Below are 22,069 nucleotides of genomic sequence, written 5' to 3'. Positions count from 1 at the left end.
GCTCCTTGCTGGTCGAGGCGTTGTCGTATCAGATGCAGGTGGGCTGTCAGCGCGGGCTCCCACGCGTGGCACCGGGTTCAGGGCGGCGGTCGGCGGTAGGGCGCCGGGTCAGGCTGAGGACGAGTCCGGACAGGGGAAGCGCCGCGAGCACGGCGAGGGCCATCGGCGCCGGCACGACGCCGGACAGACCTGCGACAGCGGCCGGACCGATCCCGCCGCCCAGGACGTTCATGAAGTTGACCAGGCCCTGTGCGGTGTGGCGGTCGTCCGCGGCGACCAGGTCCGGCGCGAGGCTCACCAGTACGGCTTGGGCGCCGGCGAACCCGCACACGGTCAGGGCCGTGCCGAGGACGATCGGGACCGGCGCGGTGGCGACCGCGACCACGAGCACGCCGATGACGGTGAGTGCCGCAAGCCCGGCCGACACCTGCCAGCCGGTGAACCGGTCGGTGAAGGTGCCGACCAGCCGCCCGGCCGGCACCGAGCAGGCGGCAGCCGGGACCAGGAGCACGCCGGCTTCCAGGGGGCCACCGCCCGTGGCCTGCTCGATCAGGGACGGGGCGCGGAACAGCACCCCGTAGTAGCCGGCGAAGACGGTCCCGCCGATGAGCCCGGCCGCCAGGAAGCCGCGGGATGCGATCACCCGCCGCGGCACGAACCCGTCGGGCGTGCTGCGCACGCGCCACCACAGTCCCACGGCGGCGAGCGCCCCGGCGGCGGCCACGACGAGCGTGACCGGGGCGGGCAGGCCGACCGAGTGTGCCTGCAACAACGTGATCAAGGAGCCGGCGAGTACCGACAGTACGGCCGCGCCGACGATGTCGAATCGCTCGGTCAAGCCGTTTCGCTCGCCGCCACCGCTCCGCGTCAGCGCGCGCCTGCTCGGCAGTGCGGCCAGCAGAAGGGGCAGCGCGAGGACCGGGATCGCGAGCACGGCACGCCACCCGAGCCATGCGGTCACCACCCCGCCGATCAGTGTCCCGCACCCCGACGCCGTCGCGCTGGCCGCCGCGATGATTCCCAGGACGCGGATCCGTTGGCGCCGGGGAAGGGCGGTGGCCGCGGCAAAGACGGCGATCACCGTCGCGCCCGCCCCAGCGCCGCCGATCAGTCGGCCGACGATCACGACGGACAGTGCCGGCCCGGCTCCGGCGAGCGCGGAGCCCGCGGCGAGCGCCATGACCCCGGCGACCAGGACCTGGAAGGGGCTCCAGCGGACCAGCAGCCGACCCGCGACCGGCATCGCGAGCGCGGAGGTCAGCGACCACGCGGCGAGAATCCATGCGGTGGCCCCGAACGGCACCGCGAGTGCGCGGCCGACGGCCGGTAAGGCCACCGACGGTGCTCCCAGTGCCACGTACATCGGCAGCACCAGCATTCCCAAAGTCAGCCCCAGCCGACGCCCGTCCGGGGCGTCCGTTCGCCCCGGTGCCGGAGTACCTCCAGGCGGGCTCGTCTGCGGTGTCGTTCCCTGCCGGGTATGTTGTGACATGCGAAAGCTCCTTTGCGTGTAACGCTACGGAGCAGTGAGGAGACACGTCAAATGCGGGATGCGTATTACAGTCCACTGGTGGTCCAGACGGCCGTCGACCTGGCCAACACCTTGAGGCCGGTCAAGGGAGAGGACGCGCTGGAGACCGTGGAGCAGCTCCGGGACTTCCTTGACGACCACCCCGCGGCCGAGCCTCCGCGTTCGGCCGCGAACCGAAGTACCGGTCCGCGGCATCTCACCCGCGCCGACCTGGCGGAAGTCCGCGCGTTGCGCGAGACGGTGCGTGAGGCGCTCGAACGGGCGAACACGGACGCGGTCGAAGCCGCGGCGCTGATCAACGAGGGTCTGCGCCGCAGCCGCGCCACCCCGGTACTGCGCCACGAGGACAGCCGCTGGTGGACCGAGGTGACGTCCGATACCGACCGCTGCGCGGCGCACCTTGCCGCGACCACGCTCAGCGCACTGGCTTCCGTGATCGCCACGCTCGGTCCCGCTCGTCTCGGCGTATGTGCCGGGCCGACCTGCCGGGCCACCTTCGTGGACCTCTCGCGCAACGGCTCGAAGCAGTACTGCACCCGAACCTGCGCACACCGGGCCAGCGTCGCGGCCTACCGGAGCCGACGCAGCCCGCATTGAGCGCCGACGCCCGCCCCTGCCGGGCCGACTCCGGGTTTCCTCCGAGCCCGCCCATTGACGAACTCGTTCGAGCCTCCGAAGGCGTTCCTCGCGATGCACCCTGCATCGCAGCGAAAGCCGCGATGCAGGCCTGAGACCGCAAGATCTCCGTTCCTTACGTGACCAACGACTCCGAGGCCGCGGCCAAGTTCGCCGCCGAGCACTCCCTGGCCGTGACCGCGCACCTGTTCCAGGCCGGGATTCCCAAGGCCGCCGACGTACGCGTCACCGTGGTCGGCGAGCGGGTCTTCGCCCAGCAGGTGACCGCCCCCGACGGGGCGCTGGACTGGCGCCGCAGCGGCTGGGACACGCTGGGGCACGCGCCCGTGCAAGTGCCCGGCACCGTGACCTTGTTCAGGTTCACGCGGTCCCCCGCGCCAACCCCTCCAGCGGCCCGTAGCCGCCGGTGGTGATGCCGGGCATCTCCGCGCGCCGGAACCGCTGGTCGGCCAGGTCCTTGAAGCGCGGGGAGAAGTTGTAGCCGAGCAGGGAGAACAGGCCGAAGACCATATCGACTCTTAATGAGTTAAGTCAAGCCGCCTGAGCCTCGCCAGCCGCCTTCTCGCGGGGGTTGTACTCCCTCTCATAGAGCCGACCGTCCCTGAGCATGGCCCACAGGATGGAGACGCGTTGACGGGCAACAGCGATGACGGCCTTCTTGTGGCGGCCTCGGTCGTGCGTGTAGCCCTGGTACTTGCGCAGGTACATCTCCTGCTCCCACGTCCCCGCGGTCAGGCACGCGGACTGGCTGGACATGAAGAAGGCCCGTTGAAGGGGTCGGCTGTACTGGGTAGGGCGCTGGCGGTTCCCCGTGTTCGAACCGGAGTCCCTGGAGACGGGTGCCATTCCTGATGCGACAGCGAGCCGCCCAGCACTCGGGAACCTGGAAATATCACCGATCGCTGCGAGAAGCTCAGCCGCAAGGAGCTCACCGAAGCCCGGCATGGAAAGGACGATAGGAGCCTGGGGATGCTGAGAGAGAATCTCCCTGATCTTGGCTTCCAGTTCCTTCAGGCGGAAGTTCATCTGCGTGACCTTCTGGGCGAGTTCGGCTACCAGCTCGGCCGCCAGGTCCTCTCCATTGATAGCTGAGTCCTGTGCCTTAGCGGCCGTCACTGCCTTCTCTGCGATGGCTGCCGCTTTTCTCACACCGCGCTTGGCGAGCCAGGTTGTGAGCCTGCTCTCGCCCATCCGCCGAATGGCCCCAGGTGTCTGGTACCCGGAAAGCAAGACCAGCGGGCCGTCTGATCGGGCGAAGTCGAAGGACCGCTCCAGTTCTGGGAAGATGCTGGTGAGCATGGCCCTCATGCGGTTGATGGTTCTGGTGCGTTCGACTGAGAGGCCATTGCGGTGGGAGAGGATCAGGGAGAGTTCCTTGGTGACCCTCGGAGGCGCTGGCACGGGAACTGTCTGCCGCCGGAGACAGCGGGCGAACTCGGCGATGACGTAGGAGTCCTTCAAGTCGGACTTGCCCTGGCCGCTGAAGCTCTTCTTGAACGCTGCGAACTTTGACCCGGTGACGTACCGGGTCCTCTGCCCATGGTTGGCCAGGGTCTCCAGCAGCAATGCTGCTGGCCCGTCGACGAGGTCAAGTGCCCACGTTACGTGGTCGGCTGCGTCCATAACCTCACCGAATACGCCCAGGATGTCGGTTTCGGAGTTGATCACCTTGCGGTTCCACAGTGGGTCGCCATCGGCATTGACCACGGTGATCCAGTGATGCCCTTTCCCTACGTCGATCCCGGCCCATACCTGTGGCGGCCGTTGCGTCATCTCGCCTCTCCAGATCGAACACGAACAGGAAGTGCCAGGTCACCCCTGAAACAAGTCCGTACGAGCGATCGAGGCCGCAGCTCTTAATCAGTTATGGCGGGTGACCAGAAGACTGGCCGACGGAGTCGACATGAGCCCCATGACGGGCAGGAGTACGAGAGTCGCACCCAGCCTTCGTGGCTACCGGTGCAACGACTATCAGACAGTCGGGACACCCGTCAGCAAGTCCGTACGAGCGATCGAGTCGCCACTCTTAATCAGCAGTTACGGGGCGTCCGGAAGGCCGGCCGACGGAGTCGTGAAGAGCCCTTTGATGGGCAGGCTGCTACGAGTCGCATCCAGCCTTCCTGACTGGACGCGCAGCTTACAGCTCGACCGGGTGCCCACCTGCACGCCCGTACTGTAGCGATCCTGATCGCAGCTCTTAATTAGCAGCGAGGGCGAGTAGCGGCACCGGTTTCCCGGGGCTGCCACTCGTGCCCGATCGAGCCTGCTTGAAGGGTACGGGAGTACGAGGCGTTGCCGGTGGCCACCATCTCCGGCTTCACTCCGGCGTCCAGGTTCAGCAGCGTGTCAAGGATGTGCGGGGAGTCGCGCGGGGTGCCCGGCACGTCCATCTGCCCGATGCCCGCGACCTGGTCGTTCACGGCGTTGAGCCAGGTAGGAAGCTTGCAGAAGTCATCGGATGGTGAGTCAGCGGGTGGTGAGTCCGCCGTCGACGGCGAGGATGGTGCCGGTGGTCCACTGGGCGGAGGCCAGGTAGGCGGCCGCGGTGGCGATGTCTTGGGCAGTGCCCAGGCGTCCCAGGGGGTAGGAGTGCTCGATCTGCTCGTCGTGTGCGGTGCGTTCTTCTGCGGTCATGGGGGCGAGGTAGGAGCGTTCGTACTTGGGCGTGCGGACGGCGCCGGGCGCGATGGCGTTGACACGGACTCCTTGGGGGCCGAGTTCACTGGCCAGCGCCCGGGTGAGGGAGTTGAGCGCTCCGCGGGTGGCGGAGTAGGCGGCCGCATGACGGCCGGCGACCATTTTGCGGGCCCAGTAGCTGCTGATGTTGATGATGCTTCCCCGAGCGTTCACGAGGGCGGGCAGGAGTTGCTGGCTGAGCAGCAGCGGCACCTGGACGTTGAGGTGCCACATGGTGTTCATCTCGTCGACCGTGGTGTCGGCAAGGGAGGCGAAGTGTGCGGTGCCGACGTTGTTGACGAGGGTGTCGACCCGGTCGGTCAGGTTTGCGATGTGCGCGGCGATTTGGGCGGGGGCATCGGGCGCGGAGAGATCCGCGGGGACGGTGTGCACGACGGTGCCGTGCCGGCCGAGTGCCTCGGCGGCGGTCTTGAGCTTGTCGCGGTTGCGGGCGATGAGAATCAGGTCCGCTCCGTCACGGGCGAGGGCTTCGGCGATGGCCAGGCCCAGGCCCTCGCTGCCGCCGGTGACGACGGCGAAACGGCTGGTGGTGCGGTGCTCGGGCATGTCAGATTGCCTTTGTGTGGTCGGTGGAAGCGCTCAGGGGCGCGAATCGGCGCAGCTCTTTGCGTTGGTCGCTGCGGGCGTTCTCGATGCCGGCGAGGGCGGCGCTGCCGAAGGGGAAGGCACAGCGGGGGCTCGGCATGTCGGCGAGGGCGATAAGGGCCTGGGCCGTACGGGCGGGTCGCCGCCCTGCCTTGCCGCGGCGTCGGCGGAGCGCGCCAGTGCTTCGTGCACGGGAGGTAATCGGGGAGGGCGGGGCTGCCGGGCAGCCGGCTCGCCCAGTTGGCGCGGAAGCCGGTGCGGGCTGCTCCGGGCTCCACGATCGTCGTCCGGATGCTCAGCGGGGTGAGTTCGGCGGCCAGTGAGACGCTCAGACCTTCGAGGGCGTGCCTGCCGGCCGTGCAGGCGCTCATCCCCGGGGTACCGATCTGCCCTGCCGGCGAGCTAATCTGCAGCACACGGCCCGCTTTTGCCGCGCGCAGGTGGGGCAGAGCGGCGCGCAGGACGTTGGCGGCGGCGCAGAAGTTCCTGCGAACTGGGCGCGCAGTTCCGTGTCGTCCAGTTCCTCGAAGGGGCCCGCCAGCGCGGTTGACGACGACGTCGGGGCGGCCGAACCCGGTGATCGCGTCATCCAGTACCGGACGCGGCGTACTGGCGTCGGCGATGTCCACGCTCACGGTGCGCAGACACCCGGGAAGGCGGCGGTCAGCGGTAGCAGCGGCTCGTCGTCGCGCGTGACCGCGATCACCCGCTCACCTGAACTCAGACCCTCACTGACCAGGGCCTGACCCAACCCGCCGGACGCGCCCAACCCGCCGGACGCGCCGGACGCGCCGGTGACCAGCCATACACGGGACCCCATGCTGCGCACCTCTCGCACGAGCCAAACAAACGGACCAATCTTGTCCGTTTCCGTGAGAGTAGAGGAGGCGGACAGAAGCTGTCCACTTATGGATACGATGGGGTGATGAACACGGAGCGGTCTGCGACGACCCAGGGGACGACGCCCGTGCGCGCCGACGCCCAGCGCAATGCCGCGCGGGTTCTCGCGGCCGCGCGTCGCGCCGTCGCCTCTGCCGGGCTGGACGTGAGCTACCACGAGATCGCTCGGGAGGCCGGCGTCGGTGTGGGCACCGTCTACCGGCGCTACCCCGAACGCGACCAGCTCATGGCGGCGGTGCTGAGCGACATCCTCACCGAACTGATCGACACCGCACACCAGGCTCTGGACTGCGATGACGCCTGGGAGGGCTTCTCGTTGCTGTTCACCGGCCTGGCCCTGCGCACCGCTCAGAACGCGGGACTGTCCGGCTCCCTGGACCAGCACGGCGGGCCCGCTGTCGCCCAGCAGCGCCACGAGCTCCTCGACCTCACCCGGAAGGTCATCGAACGCGCTCAGGACCAGGGACGTCTACGCCGGGACCTGGCCTGGCAGGAAGTGCTGCGGCTGACCGGCGCCCCAGCGGTACAGGGATGCGTGCTGGGACTCGACCCTGATCCCGCGCACGGCCACCACTTGGTGCTGACCGTTCTTCTCGACGGTCTGCAAACCGGCTGACACCGGCGACGTGCCGAAGCTCCCAGGAGCGGATGACATCATCCGGGAGCGGACGACACCGCCGGGACGATGCCGTGCACCCACTCGGCGCGTTCCATGAATTCGACTCTCCCGACACCGGGTATACCGGCCCTTTGTCAGTGACCCGGTGAGCCAGCCCCGGACGGTCCCCTTCGAACCGGTGCACGCCAAGGGCTGGATGGTCTCCAAGGCGTCAAGGAGGGGGGCCTGGCCCCAGCCGACTTCGCTCACACGATCCGCCGGTGCATGCCGCACGTTCCCCAGGCGAGTGACGGTCCCGCACGAACGCGGCGCAGGGCCGAGGTGTCACCCTGGACACACTGGCGTCGGTGATCGTGCGAGGCCGGGCTCTGCCACCGGTCCCCCGGAGCCCCGAGGGGACGACGGCCGACTCGCTCGGCTCGCTGGTCTACACCTCGGGAAGTACGGGCACCCCCAAGGGCGCCATGTACACCGAGCGTCTTGTCCGGCAGTTCTGGGTCGACTTCGTGCCCGGCCAAGGGGTGCGGCCGTCCATCGTGCTCAACTACCTGCCGCTGAGCCACATGATGGGGCGGGGGGTGCTGTTCGGCAGGCTCGCCAAGGGAGGCCTCGCCTGCTTCGCGGCATCGGGCGACCTGTCGACGCTCTTCGAGGACATCCCCCTGTTCCGCCCCACCGAGTTCGTCATGGTGCCCCGCATCTGCGACATGCTCTTCCAGCGCTACCGGAGCGAGTTGGCCCGCCGGAACGATGCCGGGACGGCAGGAGATGCGGCCGAGCACGCGGAGCGCGTACAGGAGGAACTGCGGGAGACGGTGCTGGGCGGCCGACTCCTGTGGGCCGTCAGCGCCTCGGCCCCGCTGAGCGCGGAGACGACGGCATGCGTCGAGAAGTGCCTGCACGTCAGGCTGCTCAACGGTTACGGGTCGACGGAAGCCGGCATCGTCTCGCTCGATGGCCGGGTGGTGAGCCTGCCGGTGACCGACCACAAACTGGCGGACGTGCCCGAGCTGGGATACTTCCAAAGCGACTCATCGCACCCCAGGGGCGAACTGCTGGTCACGTCCGACCGGCTCTTTTCCGGCTACCGTCTCCTCATCTGGCCGCCGCCGGCCAGCACCCGCCGCGATGGGCCCGCACCGAAGCCGGCGGGGCGTCGGCGGTGTCGACGGTGTCGACCGCAGGGGCAGGAGCCGCAGCCGCCATCGCGAGAACAGCTCCCGCGGTCTCAGGCGGCGAGCGAGCCGGCCGGTCGGGGTGCGGCAGCCAGGCGCCGGGACCGCACGGCCAGGATGATCACGACTGCCGGGATCAGGAGATCGTTGACAAGGACTCCGCCCGACCACAACCCAACCGACGGTGGCTGACCCTGCAACCGGTCCTCAGGGGTGTAAGTCGGGTCCGTAGCGCCTCGCCGACGTGTCCCGCCAGAAGCGCTCCGCCCGAATCCGTAGGCCGGTTCCCTGTGACTCAGGGCCGACCGGCCCAACCGGTGAAGACTTCCAGTACCTGTCGTGACACCGGGACGCGGCCGACGCTGAACCCACACCGCACCGAACAGTTTTGAGGAGCCAGTGATGAAGGCAGCAGTCGTCCGGTCCTTCGGCGAGCCGCTGGTGATCGAGGAGCGCCCGGACCCGCAGCCCGGCCCCGGCCAGGTCCGCATCCGGGTGGAGGCGTCCGGACTGTGCCACACCGATATCCACGCTGCGCACGGCGACTGGCCGGTCAAGCCGACCCCGCCGTTCGTCCCCGGCCACGAGGGCGTCGGCACTGTCGAGGCGCTCGGTGACGGAGTGACCCACCTGGAGATCGGGCAACGGGTGGCCGTGCCCTGGCTGGGCTGGGCCTGCGGGCGCTGCGAGCACTGCCTCTCCGGCTGGGAGACCCTGTGCGAACAGCAGCAGAACACCGGCTACAGCGTGGACGGCGGTTACGCCGAGAAGATGCTCGCACCGGCCGGCTTCGCCGCTGTGGTCCCCGACGGCATCGACCCGCGTGACGCCGCGCCACTGACGTGTGCCGGCGTCACCACGTACAAGGCGCTGAAGGTCGCCGGTGTCCGTCCGGCCCAGCTGGTGGCCATCTCCGGCGTCGGCGGACTCGGCCACCTGGCCGTGCAGTACGCGAAAATCGCCGGGGCCACCGTCGCCGCGATCGACATCACCGACGACAAACTCGAACTCGCCCGGGAACTCGGTGCGGACATCCTCATCAACGCCCGCAAGGAGGACCCGGCCGAGGTGCTCAAGCGGCACGGCGGCGCGCACGCCGCGATCGCACTGGCCGTGAACGAGCAGGCGTTCGCCTCCGTCTACGGCGGACTGCGGCGCGGCGGCAAGCTGGTCATGGTCGCCCTGCCCGCCGGGGGCACCATCAGCGTGCCGATCTTCGACACCGTCCTCAACGGCACGTCCGTCATCGGCTCCATCGTCGGCACCCGCCAGGACCTGGCCGAGGTCTTCCGGCTCCACGCCGCAGGACGCACCAAGGTGATCTATGAGACCCGGCCGCTGGAGACCGTCAACGAGTCCATCGCCGAAGTCCTGAACGGGCAGATCAAGGCACGTATCGTCTTCGAGATGTGAGCCACCGCGATCCGGTCCGCCGCGCCTCGTGCGCCGATCGGGGCACGGCGGACGGCCCGGCCCCGGCAACGCCCCCGGGCATCGGGAGCCGGAAGGACATACGGACATACGGAAGACCGCTCGCGGTCGGCCGGGGACGTGAAGCGCTCGCGCATCTCCTCGGTATGCCGGTCGGCGCCTTGCGGCTCGACGCAGCGGGCGATACAGCTCCTGTCCACGGGCGTGCAGGCTCTCCTCGTATGCGTGCGAGCTCTCTCCGTAGGTGTGCAAGCTCTCCTCGTAGGCGATGGAGCCGGGATGGCGGGTGGGACGCGGGCCGTGCCGGCGTGCTCACGACAGCGCAGGCGGCCGATGGGCGTCCTGGACGGCGTCAGGGCCCCGGGGCATGACCCGCCCGGGGCCCGGCAGGCGTGGCTTGCCGCCGTCAGCTGCCCAGTTCCTTGCGGTCACCGCCGCCGCTGATGGCGATCTTGCGCGGCTTGGCCTGCTCGGTGACCGGGACGCGTAGCTTCAGCACGCCCGCCTCATAGGAGGCTTCGATCTTCTGGGTGTCGAGGGTCTCGCCGAGGAACAGCTGCCGGCTGAACATCCCCACGGGCCGCTCGGTGATCACCGTCTCGGTGTTCTCGCCGTACGCCGGCTTGCGTTCGGCCTTCACGGTCAGGACGTTCCGCTCGACATCGAGATCGATGGACTCCGGGTCCACACCCGGCAGGTCCAGCTCCACGAAGAAGCCGTCTCCCTCACGCCAGGCGTCCAGCGGCATGCCGGCCGGATGCGCGGCCGTGCCCCGGACACGCTCGACGAGCCGGTCGAGCTCACGGAAGGGATCCGTACGCATCAGCATGTCCCATCCCTCCTTCGACAGCGTCTTTCCCGCATAGTTCGGTCTTCTTCTTACATACCAGCCGGAGGAATGCCGACAAGGTCCGACTTAACTTCGAAGGCTCAGACAACAACAATCAACACAAGTGATGTAACGGCATCCCGGCGGAGATTCGGAAACACCTTCAACGCCTCTCAAAAAACCCAGTCAGTCTCGTCCAGCGAACGGCGCGAGGTGCGAGGTGTCCACTGCTGCCGTTCTGGGCCCCTCAGCCCGTACGGGCATCGGCGAATGCGCCGATGCGCCATGCGCCGACGGGGACGATGAGCAGGGTCGATACGTTCAGGTGGCCCGCGCGCCATTGGCCATGGCGCGCGGGCCACCAGGGCAAACCGGGACTGTCAGAGCCAGACATTCGGCTCCCAGTAACTGGCGGGCTTGTTCCAGAGGATGCGTCGGATAGCAGCGATCATGTCATTCACCTCCCCTCATCTCATCAACGCGAGCCGGGCGGGGGCCTTGAGGGCGCGGCGCAGGGTGAAGGGGCGGGGCAGGACAGAGCCGGACACCAGGGGCCGGGCATCGCCGCCGTTGACGGTCAGGCGGGCGTCCTGTGACAGGGCGGTGACCGCCTCGGTGATCAGGCTGTGCGCGACGGCCGCGCCGGCGCAGGTGAAAGGGCCGGCGCTGAAGGGGAGGTAGGGGCCTTGCCCGCCTGGTTCGTTCCAGCGTTCGGGGCGGAACGTCTCGGGTCGGTCCCAACGGTGCGAGTCGTGGTGCAGGAGATAGGGACTGACCGACAGGATCGTGCCTGCTGAGAACGGGAGGCCGCCGAATTCGAGGGGGTGGGGGACGCGTCGGCCGACCATCCAGACGAACGGGCGGTGGCGAGCGGCCTCGCGCACCAGCCATTCGGCGGGCCACGGCCATGGCGGGCCGGGTGGGTGGTGGAGACAGGCCAGCAGCAGCGACCACGCCACCGCATAGCCGATGTTGCCTACGATCGACTGGAACAGCAGCACGTAAAGGCCTGCCACGGTCCGATCAGTGAGCCTCTCGGGGCAGGCTCCGATCACGGCGTCCAGCAGGTCCTGCGGCTCGCCCGCTGCGGGACTGTGCATCCGGCGGCTGCGGACATGTCCGGTGATCGAGGCCAGAAGTCTGGGGCGCAGCAGTTCCGCCCGTGCCCGTTGTCGCTTGTACGGCTGGCGGGCGGTCAGCCCGGCCGACACGGCCTGTGCCATCTGCCGCCGTAGTGCCGGTGGGACACCGGGGTGCAGCAGCACGTCCGCCGTACACCGGTACACCAGCAGCGGCCCGGCTTCGGGCCACTGGCTGACCGGGCCGAGCCCGGCTGCGGCCTCGGCCACTCGCTGACGGCAGGTGGGCAGGTGCGCCCGCATCAGGTCCCGGACGGCGCGGCCGAGGGCGATCTGGGCGGTTCGCGAAGGCAGCATGTCCCCGAAGAAGGTGGACATGCCGCTGTGGAAGGCCGGGTCGCGCAACACCGTGAGCGCCAGATCGGTGTCCCTCACGCACCAGGCGCCCCACGGGAGCCGGAACACCTCCACCGGGCTCCGGCGTGCGCAGTCTTCGATGTATTGAAGCGGATCACGCCGGAATCGGCGCATTTCTCTCACGCTCACCGCACGCCCTCCCCCCAGGGCCGTCATCCGGGCACACAATCCGCCGCCCGTGCCGGGTGTTTGCCCAGCGACAACCGTCCCCAATGCCGCAAGGGCGTCACTCCACTCGTAAAGGTGAACACACCGGACACTCGGCCCCACCACCCGCCGACGCGACCGCTCGAACTCCCGTCGCCGACGTGACCTGCACCGCCCGTCCGGAGAACCGCCAGCCCGGAGAGCGGCTCTCTGCCCTGCGACGGCCAGGAGCATGGCTCCCGGAGCGGTCCAGTTGGCGAGTTCAGTACCGGAGCAGTGGGTCTGTCGAGCTGCTTGCGTGACGGGCCTGGTCCTCACGGCCGGGTGAGGAATTCAGATTGAATGCCGCCGGTTCGGCCCTTGTCGCGGGCTGACGGCACCCAGCGGACCAGGTGCCGCCCGCCTCAGCACCGCCTCAGCACCCAACGTCTGCGGCCTCCCGCATCCGCTGGTCCGCCGGCCTTATCGTCCGAATCGGCGAACCGAGCCCTTCAGGCCGGTATGCAGATTCTGGCGAAGTACTCCGGCTCCCGCCGGACACCGGTAGTGACGCGTGCACCTCCTGAAGGCCATCCATGCCCCAGCTCCCATTCTCTGATGCTCGACGCTGACGGTCCCACTCGGCGTTACGGCAGAGAGCTCTGCGCGGGTCTTCCAGTCGGCATTCCTCCGCCCGGCTCCATGCCTGGCCCACTCGTTGGGGGCCACGCCCCGCATACCGCACACCCGGGCGGAAGCGAGGACGAACTGCCGGCTGGGCCGACCGGTCACCCCGCTGACGAAGCGGCTGACCGTGGAATGGGACAGCACGCCGTTGCTCATGCGTTCCAGCTCCATATAGGGGTGGGAGCCTTCCTTGCAGTACAGGTCCAGAAACGTTGTGCGCAGCCCGGCGAAGTTGGACACATAGACGATGTTCCGCACCGACTCCGCGGCCCGATCGTCGTCCACCAGGCTCTGCCGGAGGCCCATGGCAACCAGCCGGCACAGGAACCAGGCCGCCCGCTCGCCCTCGCACCGCCGTCCGGCGCGGACCGTACCCCGCACCTACCACCTCGGGCGCACCGACCGTGGCCGGCGGGCCACAACCATCAACCAGGCGCAAATCGCGAGCACTCGCGAGCGCGTACTGCCCCCGACTACTCCACCACCCTCGACGCCGCCGCCCGATGCCACCACCCGATCCGCCACCGCTCTGCCACCGATCAATGCCACGACCCGATCCGCTCCCGAACACACGGGCAACCATTCCCGTAACGCCTGTTGTGTAAATTCGCGCGACTCGATACGGTGCCGCCATCCTCAGCACTCTGGACGGGAGACCAAGATCGACATGTACGACGTTGCAGCGAGCGTGGCCGGCTCCACCGGCGTGGCGTATTCGGCGTTCAGCGGCTGGGCCGAGCGGCCCACCGACTTCGCGCCGATGCTGGAAGGGGAGCTCACGTGCGACATCGCCGTGGTCGGGGGCGGCTACGCCGGCATGGCGGCGGCGCTCCGGCTGGCCGACCGCGGCGCCGATGTCGTCCTGCTGGAGTCCGGCTTCTGCGGATGGGGCGGCAGCTCGCGCAACGCCGGTTACCTGTCGAACGCGCTGGCAGGCGACCCGCAGCTCCTGAACACGCTGTACCCTCGCCGACTGCCGGGGCTCGTCCGCTACGCGGACAGGGCGGCCCGTTTCACCGAAGAGCTGATCGCACGGCTCGCCATCGCCTGCGACTACGAGCCGACGGGCAACGTCATCGCCGCCGTCTCCCCCGGACAGCTGCGGCGCACCAAACGGAACGCCGAGATCCTGCGAGGCGCGGGGGCGGACGTCGAGTTCGTCGAGGGCCGCGGCTTCGGCCTGCCGAAGACGTTTCTCGGCGGCGTCTTCGAGCGTGCCGGCGGACTGCTGAACCCCGGGAAGTTCGCGCTCGGCCTGCGCGAGGCGCTTCTTGCATCGGACGTACGCGTGTACGAGCGGACCGCCGTGCGCGCGGTCGACCCCCACGCTTCGGGAGCCGTCGTCAGCACGACCAGCGGCCGCGTCCACGCCGAGCGCGTCCTGCTCGCCACCAACGCCTACTCCCGGGACCTCGCGATCGCCCCGAGGCGAATGGTCACGCCGGTCTGGACCAGCTTGGTCGAAACCGAACCGGTCGACGCCGAACGGCTGGCCGCGACCGGCTGGACGAGGCACGTCGGCATCATCACCCCGCACACGATCCTGGAGAACTACCGGCCCACACCACGCGGCACGATCATGTTCGGAACCCGTCGGCTGCGCACAGCGCCGGGAGCACTGGGCGCCCGGGAGCCGGACGACGCGGTCGTATCGGACCTCGTCCGCGGCTTCCACGAGCGGTTCCCGTCACTCCGCGACGTCGCGCCGCAACGGGCGTGGGGCGGGTGGATCGCGATGACACCGTCGCTGCTGCCGGTCGCCGGGGAGGCGACGCGGAACGTCTTCTACGCCATCGGCTGCAACGGCCACGGCCTCGCCCAGTCCCCGTATCTCGGAACCCTGCTCGCCGACCGCCTCGCCGGCGACCGGATGCACGAAGACCTCGCCTCCGTGTGGCGTGCGCGGCCACGGTTCGCCCCGTCCGTCCTCAGCACGCCGACGCTGCACGCCGCTTGGACGATCGACCGCATCTCGGACCGTTTTCACCGCCGCAGGGTCTGAAGGTGGCCCGTCGCGGGCGCACATTGTCACGCCATACGCTGTACGCCGTACCGTTACCGCTGGAATGCTAGCCGCCGCCTAGAGGCTGTCCCGTAACTGCCGGTCAGAGGTGAGACGATCTTGCCGTGGCTGGTGTGATCAAGGCGTCGGATCCCTCGTGGATAGGTCCGTTCACCGGGCTGAGCCCACGGCAGTTCAACAAGCTGATCACCGCGTTGCGGCGCGAGGGCGCCGATCCGGTCCGCAAGGGCCGGCCGTGGTCGTTGCCGCTTGAGGACCGGGTGCTGCTGGTGGCCGCGTACTGGCGCACCAACCTCACCCTGCGCCAACTCGCCCCGCTCTTCGGCATCTCCAAGTCCGCGGCCGACCGGATCGTCGGCCACCTCGGACCGGCTCTCGCCCTCCAACCCCGGCGGCGGTTCCGCAAGAACACCGTGCTCATCGTGGACGGCACGCTGGTCCCCACCCGCGACCGGGCCGTGGCCGCCTCCAGCAAGAACTACCGTTACTCCACTACTGAGGTTGTCCGGGTGTTGTCGTTAAAGGCAGTCCTGTTGCGGCGAGGCAGCTGTCGATGACGTCGCTGCGGTGCTGGAGCTGGCGCAGGCCGCGGCGGAGGGCCTGCATGAGGTCGTCGGGATCGGTGAAGGCGGCATTGGCCTGGCATCTGCGACGCAGAAGGGACCAGATGCCTTCGACGGGGTTGAGGTCGGGAGCGTAGGGCGGCAGGTAGTGAACGGTGATCCAGTCTCGGCTGTCGATGAAAGCCCGCAGTCGGGCGTCCTTGTGCACGTTCAGGTTGTCCCAGACGACGGCGATCGGGCCGCCCAGCTGCTGGTGGGCTGCGATGAGCAGGTCACGGTAATCGCTCCAGGTGAAGCTGCGGCGCCTGGCCTCCTTGACGTTGCCGTGCCGCTTGGGCCTATAGATCAGGCGGGAGCGTCGGCCGGGGCGGTAGCAGGCCAAAGCGGCGATCGAAAAGCGGCGCTGGGAACGTCCCCGGACCCGGATGAGCGGCGTGTGGCCGCGCTGGGCCCAGGTGCGGCGGATGGGCGGCGTCACCGAGAAGCCGGCCTCATCCTCGAAGCACAGCCAGGCCCCGAGCGCCGCCGCACCGCTTCCACCGTGGGCCACGTGTCCTTCACCCAGCCGGCCACCGCCTCCTCATCGCGCTCCAGCGCCCGCCGGGCCGGCACCTGATGGGACCAGCCGTGCCGCCGCAGCATCTTCGCGATACCCGAGAGGGTGAAGCTCTTGTGGAACCGGCGTCCGATGAGCGTGCGGATCCGTGCCAGGGTCCAGGTCTGGTCCGGCCAGCCATGCGCCACCGGCCCCTTGGCCAGTTCCTGCTCCAGCACCGAGAACAAGGCTTCGCTCAGTGCTGGCCGGGCTGCCGGCCCTTGCGAGCGCAAGCCCTGCCGCCCCGTGTCCTGCCAGATCCGGCGCCACCGCTGTACCGAGCGGACGCTGACCCGCAGCCGCTTCGCGATCACATCACTGGCCTGCCCGGCGGCGAACATCGCGGCCGCATCCATCCGGATGCGCTCGCGAAACGCCCGCCGCTCAGCCGTCAGGCCACCGCCTTGCGGATACCTCATGACTTCGGCCTACTGCGACGATCACCAGAAGTCAGCCCTTACGACAACACCCGGACAACCTCAGTAACCATCAGGTCGTCATCGACGCCGACTCCTGCCTGGTCGTCGCCGTCGGCAAGCCGCTGCCCGGCAACCGCAACGACTGCCGGGCCTGGGAGGACTCCGGCGCGAAGGCTGCCGTCGGCACCACCCCCATGGTGATCGCAGACGGCGGCTACCGCGGTACCGGCTTGACCATCCCGCACTACCGCCGGCGCAAGGACGAAGAACTGCCCGCCTGGAAGGAAGAGCACAACGCCTCCCACCGCAAGGTCCGTGCCCGCGTCGAGCACGCCTTCGCTCACATGAAGAGCTGGAAGATCCTGCGCGACTGCCGCCTCAGAGGCCACGGCGCCCACCACGCCATGCTCGGCATCGCCCGCCTGCACAACCTGACCCTCACCGGATGACAAGCAAACGAGCAGCTCAACCTGCACGTCCCTGGTGATTTACGGGACAGCCTCTAGTGCGGATACGAGGCTTGCGACCGTGACGGTGTTGAAGACGAAGGCGATGACCGTATTCGCCGCCACGGTCCGGCGCATGTCCCGTGACGTCACGTTGACATCGGTGGTGCCGAACGTCGTCATCGCCGCCAAGGCGAAATAGACGTAGTCGGCCCAGGCCGGAGTCCCTTCTCCGGGAAAGTCGAGCGCTCGCTCGTCCTCCACGAGATTGTCGGCCTGGAAGGTGACCGCGAAGGCCACGACCACGCAGATCCAGGCGACGACCACGAGAGCGAAAGCCATCAGCGTACGAGGAAGGGCGGAGAATGTGGTGGCGAGGCGGCCGGGAAGCCACACCACCGCCACCACCAGCGCGGCGGCCGCGATGAAGAGCGACGCCCCTGGTCCGGGCGCGGTCCCGAGGACGTAACGCTGCATGAACGTGCCACGGGCTTCGCGGTGTGCCCACGAGCGGACCCGCTCCGGAGCGACGCGCAGGAAAGCGGTCAAGGTGATCGCGAGGTAAGGGACCAGATAGGCGAACAGTACGAACACGCCGACGTCCATTGCCGAAATCCGCACGACGCTGTCCATGGGAAGGACCACTGCCGTGCACACCGCAATGACCAGGCTCACCGCCGATCGGCGCCCTTCGGATAGCCAGCGATGCACGGACGAGCCTCTCCGGACGGTCAGAGAACGACGGGAACGGCGCTGAAGGGCATTGATGGGCGCATGGGCACTCATGGCACTCATGGGCGCTCAGCGGCGCTGAAGGGGCAGGACCTGGTTGATGTTAAAGGTTCCGAGTACCCGGAGCCCTGAGTGGCGGCGTTAAGGGCGTGTCCCGGCCGCGGTTGAGGCGTGTCCCGGCCGCGGTTGATGCGTATCTCGGTCGTGGTCGAAGAGGAAGGAAATCTCCGTCAGGGCTTTCCTTCCGAGCGCAGAATCGCGCCGTACTCCGGACGTGCTCACGTTCGACTGGTGACGATGCCTGTGCGGTCGCCGCTCCCGGCCACCGCGACCGCGCGAATTTCGACCAGCAGTTCGGGGAGCGCCAGCTGGGACACCCCGACCGCGGTCCACGACGGATATCGGTCGGTGAGGTACTCGTCCTTGACCCGGCTGAAGACCGGCATATCGCCTCGAAGGTCGGTGTGGTACGTGGTCAGCTCGACGATGTCGCGCAGGCCCGCTCCCGCGGCTTCGAGGACGGTCCGTACGCCCTCGAAGGCGAGCCGGGCCTGGGCGTCCATACCAACGGCGGGGGACATGGTGGTGGGGTCGACACCGACCTGGCCCGACACCCAGATCATGTCGCCGACGCGGGTCGCCTGCGAGAAGTGCAACCTCTCGTACAGCGCTCCGGTCGCGGGCGGGTTGATCAATTGACGCTTCATATCGCATCCCTCCTGGCCGTGCCTGGTCAGAGGAGCTGTCAAACGAGCTTTCAAGGGAGCTTTCAGAGGAGCTGACAGAGAAAGAGACGCTGTCAAAGGAGTTGCCGGAAGACCGACGAGCGGAACGGATCTCCCGGGTTCAGCTTCGCCATCTCCTCGACGAAGAGAATGCCGTTGCGGGCGAAGTGCCTGTTCTCCTGAGGGAGGGGCCGGAACGTGGCGTCGTCGCCGAAGAAGCGCAGGACCAGCGTGTGGCGGTCCGGGCACGCGGCGTCGACGCGCGCGCCGCCGTGCAGCGAGCGGGGGTGGAGCGCGACGGCATCACCGGGTTCGGTCGCCCAGGAGAGCACGTCGTAGGCGCCGGGGTCGCGCGCGAGTTCGGCGTCGATGTCCGGCAGGCGCGGCAGCGCGCCGCCGCCGTGCAGGGGTTCGGTCGGGTCGTCGGGGTTGGCGAAGGTGGTCCCGTCGTACTGGGGGCCGCGGTGGGAGCCGCGGATGATCTCCAGCGAGTTCGCCGCGGGGAGCGCCTGGAAGCTGATCCACGCGTTGCCCCAGTGCTCACCGGCCCACGGCAGGTACGCGGTGTCCTGGTGCCAGGCCGTGCGGCCCCCTCGGCCACCGGCCTTGAGGAATATCTCCTCGGCGAAGTACCACACGTGTTCCGAGCCCCACAGGTCGGCGAACAGCCGGCCGAACGGCAGCGACGACACCAGCGCGTCCAGCCGGAGCTTGGCGAGCGGGTTGGCGTTGTCGACGTGCGATTGCTGCTCGGTTCCGTCGAACATCCGCGACGCGTTGGGCCCGGGGTGAGCGACGGCCCAGTCGAACGCCTCGCGGCAGCGCGCCAACTGCGCCTCGTCGAGGCAGCCTTCGAGAAGGACGGCGCCGTCGTTGCGGAAGGCTTCCCGTACTGACTCCTGCATGAGCGTTCCTCCCGTATGTCAGGTGGTGGAAGGACCGTAGCGAGCCCCGAGCATTTACACAACAGTCGTTACGATAATTGTGTGGCAGAATCGGGGGATGCCCGAGAACGCAACCCGACGACCGCTCAGCGATGGCGCAGCCGGAGCGCCCGCGCGGCGTGGCCGCCCGGCGGGTGACCGCGAAGCCAAGCGGGCCGAGCTGTTGAAGGCGGCGGCCTCGGTGATCGCGCGGGAGGGCTACGCCAACACCTCACTGCGCAAGGTGGCCCAGCGCGCGGGCTGCACGACCGGAGCGGTGACGTACTACTTCGCCAACAAGGAGGAGCTGGTCACCGCGCTGGCCGAAAGCCGGTTCGACAGTTTCGACGCGATGCTCGCGCCCGGCAGGCCCCGGCCCGACATCCGGGCGATCCTGGAACGGTGGCTGTCCCGGACCACCGACGACCCCGAGTTCTGGCCCGTGATGTCCCAGCTGCTGGCCCACGCACGGTACGAACCGGCCTTCGCCGCCGCCATCGAGCGGCGCTACGCCCGTCACCGCGACGCGCTCGCCGCGCTCCTCACGACCGGGCAAGCGCAGGGGACCGTTCGCGACGACATCCCCGCCGACCTGCTCGCCGACCAGCTCGCCGCCATCGGCGACGGCTGGATGATGATGTTCCCCATCGAGCCCACGAGGTTCACGGCATCCCGGGTCCAGACCCTCCTCGACGCCGCCATCACGTTGATCTCCCCGCCCCCGGGCGCGCGCCACACGTCCGGCGCCTGAGCCACGAGTCCGCCGCCCGGTGGCCGACCCACGAGCCCGCCGCCCGTGTAGCCCTCCATGGAGCGGCCGAACGCCTCGCCCGTACAGGTCCGGCCACCGAACCTGTCGCGTGCTTCGCCAACCACCAACCGTCCGGGGTACAGCAGTTGGCGGCACCGCACCCAGTCGCACGAATATACGCGACAGGCGTTTCGAAAGCTTCCGCTCCGGTCTGGATTCGTCCGTGAGGCGAGCGCCAAGGCCTGCCCCAGACCGGCAGCACTGGACCATACGGAAATCACCGGACCATACGGAAATGCAGTCGAACGCGTACGAGGAAAACGATTCACCGCAGGGATCAAGACCTTTGGCGTGGATTCCTCGTCCGTGCCGGGTAACAGGTGATGAGAATAAGTACATTCGACAATCACGGGAGGTCCTCCCCATGGCCGGTCCTTATCGCCTGGCACCGCAGGAAGTGCAGGCCCACATCCCCACCTGGGCCTTCGGCAGGCAGACCAAGGTGATCGTCGACTGCAAGGCCGACGGAAACTTCGAGATGACAGCCGGTGGGTCCGCGACCGAGGTCAACGCCCTCAGGGTGGGGCGAAATGAGTTCGAGCGCTCCTTCGGCGGCGTAGAACTGGCAGTCAAAAACCTGACGCTCGAAGACATCACCGTAACGACGGAATAGGCATACCATGCCCTGGACGTTCGACAAGAGTCGCATGGAAGTCGTCGGGCAGCTCACCAATTCCGAGCAGGAAAAGTTCGACATCTTCCAGAACGCGATCCAGAACGACGGACTTCACCCCGCCCAGGCAGCCGCGAGAGCCGGAGACACGAACTACAAGAGGTTGCAGGGCGATCAGTTCCAGATCCGCCTGAGCCAGGGCTCACGCGCCACCTTCCTGGTTCTCGACGACGGAGGAGGCAACGGAAGGGTCCAGATGCTTCAACTCGCCGGGCATACGTGATCAGGTCACCGATACGAGACGGCCGGCTGTAGCAGTGTCCGTACGAGGCCCGCGCACCCCGCCCGCGCCCGCTCCCCGTCCCGGACGACGGCGCCGACGGTCCGCGCCGGCCTTGGGCGGGCGCCCCAACCAGCCAGGAAGTCTCAACTCGCCGGGATGTATCAACCCTACGGACGGTCCAACCCGCCGGAACGTTCCAACCCGCCAGGACGTTCTAACCCGCCGGGACGTTTCGACCCGCCGGTCGTTCCAACCCACCGGGCATTCCAACCCACCGGGACGTTTCAACCGGCCGATACTTCCCGGGGCTTCTCGGCGGCATCAAGTGCCGGCGCCAGCGCGGCGAGTGCGGAGCGCGGCAGATCGGGGGCTGACCTCCGCGCCGCACTCCCCCGCTGGCCGCGTGGGGGCACCGTACAAGCGGAGCAGCCCCGGGGTGGCCGGAACGAGCCTCCCTGATGCCGGCCGCGAAGACGCACACGCCGGTCAGTGACGCGGTTCGGAGATCTCCGTGACGAGTTGGGACAGAGGCAGACGCCCGGTGGGGATCGCGGACGTGCCGGCAGGTGGCGGGGCGGGATGCCCGATGGACAGCGCGGTACGTACGCGCCACGGGGGCGTCAGTCCGCAGATGCGGCTTGCCCGGTCGGCGTTGGCCGCGGGGAAGAACGAGGCCGGGCAGCTGCCGAGGCCCTGGAGGTGGGCAGCGAGCATCATGTTCTGCGCGGCGCGGCCCGCGTCGAACTGGGCGTCCTCTCCCCCTGCGTCCTCTTCGACGCCCAGCGCGATCACCACGGGTGCTGTGGCGAGGTGCCCGGCGTAGGCGCCCAGACTCGCGAGCTGCTGACGGACGGCGCGGCTGCGGACCACCACGAACCGCCAGGGCTGACGGTTGCGGGCCGAGCCGGTCCAGCGCCCGGCCTCCAGCACCTGGCGCAGCTCCTCGTCAGCGACCGGCGTATCGGTGAACCACCGCTTCGCCCTCATGGACGTCAGCATCGGCAGCATCGAGACGGCGGGGGAAGGTGGTACGTCCATCACAGGTCCTCGGTACGTGCGGCTGAGTGCATGGGCGTCACGGCCGGGCCCTCCCAAGGCCGGCCGCAGCGACCACGGCTGTTCACGATCTTCTCAGAGCCATCCTTCCTCCGGGATCGGGCAGCACCACGACTGAGGCCCCCTCCCCGCGGCTCCCCGCTCGGAACCTCGCCCGCGGCACTCCCC

The 22,069-nt window shown here is 68.7% G+C and carries 20 protein-coding genes and 4 pseudogenes; 10 read left to right on the top strand and 14 right to left on the bottom strand.

The window, feature by feature from the left end:
• Positions 1-46: 46 nt before the first annotated feature.
• Complete coding sequence (locus CP973_RS20800; protein WP_244409644.1) at positions 47-1,378, bottom strand: MFS transporter; 1,332 nt, start codon at positions 1,376-1,378, stop codon at positions 47-49.
• Between the two features lie 192 nt (positions 1,379-1,570).
• Between CP973_RS20800 and CP973_RS20795 the strand changes: the two genes are divergently transcribed.
• Complete coding sequence (locus CP973_RS20795; RefSeq protein WP_244409642.1) at positions 1,571-2,128, top strand: CGNR zinc finger domain-containing protein; 558 nt, start codon at positions 1,571-1,573, stop codon at positions 2,126-2,128.
• Positions 2,129-2,513: 385 nt separating this feature from the next.
• Here the strand turns inward: CP973_RS20795 and CP973_RS20785 are convergent.
• From CP973_RS20785 to CP973_RS20760, 6 genes and pseudogenes are all read right to left on the bottom strand, one after another.
• Positions 2,514-2,695, bottom strand: a pseudogene (locus CP973_RS20785) (Tn3 family transposase); the annotation flags it as partial.
• 3 nt (positions 2,696-2,698) lie between these two features.
• Positions 2,699-3,940 (bottom strand): IS110 family RNA-guided transposase, encoded by a 1,242-nt coding sequence (locus CP973_RS20780; RefSeq protein WP_150242846.1) that lies wholly within the window; start codon positions 3,938-3,940, stop codon positions 2,699-2,701.
• A gap of 506 nt (positions 3,941-4,446) precedes the next feature.
• A pseudogene (locus tag CP973_RS20775) lies at positions 4,447-4,602 on the bottom strand (Tn3 family transposase); the annotation flags it as partial.
• Positions 4,603-4,633: 31 nt separating this feature from the next.
• The gene (locus CP973_RS20770) at positions 4,634-5,410 is read right to left on the bottom strand and encodes an SDR family NAD(P)-dependent oxidoreductase (RefSeq protein WP_150242844.1); all 777 of its coding nucleotides are present in this window, start codon (positions 5,408-5,410) and stop codon (positions 4,634-4,636) included.
• Entirely contained in the window at positions 5,305-6,078 is a 774-nt protein-coding gene (locus CP973_RS41795) for an SDR family NAD(P)-dependent oxidoreductase (RefSeq protein ID WP_425282005.1), read from the bottom strand. The genes CP973_RS20770 and CP973_RS41795 overlap by 106 nt, the downstream gene beginning before the upstream one ends.
• A gap of 2 nt (positions 6,079-6,080) precedes the next feature.
• Positions 6,081-6,269: a hypothetical protein gene (locus tag CP973_RS20760; RefSeq protein WP_150242842.1), complete on the bottom strand. Its 189-nt coding sequence runs from the start codon at positions 6,267-6,269 to the stop codon at positions 6,081-6,083.
• 105 nt (positions 6,270-6,374) lie between these two features.
• On the opposite strand from CP973_RS20760, the gene CP973_RS20755 reads away from it, so the two are divergent.
• The 3 genes from CP973_RS20755 (at position 6,375) to adhP (ending at position 9,556) form a co-directional block, all read left to right on the top strand.
• Positions 6,375-6,965, top strand: a complete 591-nt coding sequence (locus CP973_RS20755) for a TetR/AcrR family transcriptional regulator (protein ID WP_150242840.1) — start codon at positions 6,375-6,377, stop codon at positions 6,963-6,965.
• A gap of 350 nt (positions 6,966-7,315) precedes the next feature.
• Positions 7,316-8,335 (top strand): AMP-binding protein, encoded by a 1,020-nt coding sequence (locus tag CP973_RS20750; protein ID WP_244409639.1) that lies wholly within the window; start codon positions 7,316-7,318, stop codon positions 8,333-8,335.
• A 210-nt stretch (positions 8,336-8,545) separates the two neighbouring features.
• Entirely contained in the window at positions 8,546-9,556 is a 1,011-nt protein-coding gene (adhP, locus tag CP973_RS20745) for an alcohol dehydrogenase AdhP (protein WP_150242838.1), read from the top strand.
• A 424-nt stretch (positions 9,557-9,980) separates the two neighbouring features.
• Here adhP and CP973_RS20740 read toward each other — a convergent pair whose 3' ends face one another.
• Both CP973_RS20740 and CP973_RS20735 read right to left on the bottom strand, forming a co-directional pair.
• Positions 9,981-10,403, bottom strand: coding sequence for an Hsp20/alpha crystallin family protein (locus tag CP973_RS20740; protein WP_150242836.1), 423 nt, complete (start codon positions 10,401-10,403; stop codon positions 9,981-9,983).
• 467 nt (positions 10,404-10,870) lie between these two features.
• On the bottom strand, positions 10,871-11,917 hold the full coding sequence (locus CP973_RS20735) for a cytochrome P450 (RefSeq protein ID WP_244409636.1): 1,047 nt from the start codon (positions 11,915-11,917) through the stop codon (positions 10,871-10,873).
• A gap of 1,462 nt (positions 11,918-13,379) precedes the next feature.
• On the opposite strand from CP973_RS20735, the gene CP973_RS20730 reads away from it, so the two are divergent.
• Both CP973_RS20730 and CP973_RS20725 read left to right on the top strand, forming a co-directional pair.
• Positions 13,380-14,714: an NAD(P)/FAD-dependent oxidoreductase gene (locus CP973_RS20730; RefSeq protein WP_150242833.1), complete on the top strand. Its 1,335-nt coding sequence runs from the start codon at positions 13,380-13,382 to the stop codon at positions 14,712-14,714.
• A gap of 125 nt (positions 14,715-14,839) precedes the next feature.
• A pseudogene (locus CP973_RS20725) lies at positions 14,840-15,241 on the top strand (transposase family protein); the annotation flags it as partial.
• On the opposite strand, the gene CP973_RS41790 reads toward CP973_RS20725, so the two are convergent.
• Positions 15,228-16,312, bottom strand: a protein-coding gene (locus CP973_RS41790; RefSeq protein ID WP_425281980.1) for an IS630 family transposase whose coding sequence is annotated in 2 segments (ribosomal slippage) — positions 15,228-15,866 and positions 15,869-16,312 — 1,083 coding nt in all. Because the reading frame shifts where the segments join, the coding sequence is not laid out codon by codon here. The pseudogene CP973_RS20725 and the gene CP973_RS41790 overlap by 14 nt on opposite strands.
• Positions 16,313-16,374: 62 nt before the next feature.
• Between CP973_RS41790 and CP973_RS20710 the strand changes: the two are divergent.
• Positions 16,375-16,761: pseudogene (locus CP973_RS20710) on the top strand (transposase); the annotation flags it as partial.
• Between the two features lie 39 nt (positions 16,762-16,800).
• On the opposite strand, the gene CP973_RS20705 reads toward CP973_RS20710, so the two are convergent.
• The 3 genes from CP973_RS20705 to CP973_RS20695 form a co-directional block, all read right to left on the bottom strand.
• On the bottom strand, positions 16,801-17,391 hold the full coding sequence (locus CP973_RS20705) for a DUF1345 domain-containing protein (RefSeq protein ID WP_244409635.1): 591 nt from the start codon (positions 17,389-17,391) through the stop codon (positions 16,801-16,803).
• A 377-nt stretch (positions 17,392-17,768) separates the two neighbouring features.
• Positions 17,769-18,197: a RidA family protein gene (locus CP973_RS20700; RefSeq protein WP_150242829.1), complete on the bottom strand. Its 429-nt coding sequence runs from the start codon at positions 18,195-18,197 to the stop codon at positions 17,769-17,771.
• A gap of 92 nt (positions 18,198-18,289) precedes the next feature.
• Positions 18,290-19,120, bottom strand: a complete 831-nt coding sequence (locus tag CP973_RS20695; RefSeq protein ID WP_150242827.1) for a phytanoyl-CoA dioxygenase family protein — start codon at positions 19,118-19,120, stop codon at positions 18,290-18,292.
• A gap of 97 nt (positions 19,121-19,217) precedes the next feature.
• Here CP973_RS20695 and CP973_RS20690 point away from each other — a divergent pair, with 97 nt between their 5' ends.
• From CP973_RS20690 to CP973_RS20680, 3 genes are all read left to right on the top strand, one after another.
• A complete protein-coding gene (locus CP973_RS20690; RefSeq protein WP_150242825.1) occupies positions 19,218-19,889 on the top strand; it encodes a TetR/AcrR family transcriptional regulator in 672 nt (223 codons plus the stop codon).
• Positions 19,890-20,313: 424 nt separating this feature from the next.
• Entirely contained in the window at positions 20,314-20,562 is a 249-nt protein-coding gene (locus tag CP973_RS20685) for a hypothetical protein (RefSeq protein ID WP_150242823.1), read from the top strand.
• A gap of 7 nt (positions 20,563-20,569) precedes the next feature.
• Positions 20,570-20,845, top strand: coding sequence for a hypothetical protein (locus CP973_RS20680; protein ID WP_150242821.1), 276 nt, complete (start codon positions 20,570-20,572; stop codon positions 20,843-20,845).
• 486 nt (positions 20,846-21,331) lie between these two features.
• Here CP973_RS20680 and CP973_RS20675 read toward each other — a convergent pair whose 3' ends face one another.
• Positions 21,332-21,883, bottom strand: coding sequence for a nitroreductase family protein (locus CP973_RS20675; protein ID WP_244409634.1), 552 nt, complete (start codon positions 21,881-21,883; stop codon positions 21,332-21,334).
• Positions 21,884-22,069: the final 186 nt, after the last annotated feature.

The sequence above is a fragment of the Streptomyces albofaciens JCM 4342 genome (genome assembly GCF_008634025.1).
GTDB lineage: Bacteria > Actinomycetota > Actinomycetes > Streptomycetales > Streptomycetaceae > Streptomyces > Streptomyces albofaciens.
This window is presented reverse-complemented; position numbering and strand designations above follow the sequence as displayed.